This window comes from Bartonella vinsonii subsp. berkhoffii ATCC 51672 (genome assembly GCF_902825225.1).
Lineage (GTDB): Bacteria > Pseudomonadota > Alphaproteobacteria > Rhizobiales > Rhizobiaceae > Bartonella > Bartonella berkhoffii.
Window position 1 is genome coordinate 1 of the sequence record NZ_CADEAK010000263.1, and the last position, 405, is coordinate 405.

General features: G+C 56.0%; 1 pseudogene. It reads right to left on the reverse strand.

Features of this window, described 5'->3' with window-relative positions:
- Window positions 1-15: 15 nt before the first annotated feature.
- A pseudogene (locus tag J7R10_RS09190) lies at window positions 16-399 on the reverse strand (late control protein); the annotation flags it as partial.
- Window positions 400-405: the final 6 nt, after the last annotated feature.

Consider the following 405-nt stretch of genomic DNA (forward strand, 5'->3'; position numbering starts at 1 on the left):
GACCCAGCCCGGCCTCTATTCTTTGTTGCTTTCCTTTCCTTTTCCTGGTGCCTCAGGTGTGATTTGTGGGGTGTAGCCGCTTTGTTTCCCTTAGCGGTGGGGGACGGTTTCGGCTTTCCATGATCCATTGATATCGCGGCGGAACCCTAGAAGAAGCAGTGGTTGGTCCGACATGATTTCGGGGCACCCTTCAAGGGACAAAGAACCACTGCCCATGCTACGGCTCAGCCGGTCTGATTCTGAGGCGGCAGCAGCTAAAGCCTTTTCCCTGCTGGTGTAGCAACAACGCCAACGGCGCACGGGACCGCTAACGCCTGTCTGCTGGTTGACATGGCATTGTTGCACTTGTCAGCGGTCAAAATCACACGCTTCAATGGTGCCGTCTTGGGTGCGTGGCTCTTACGC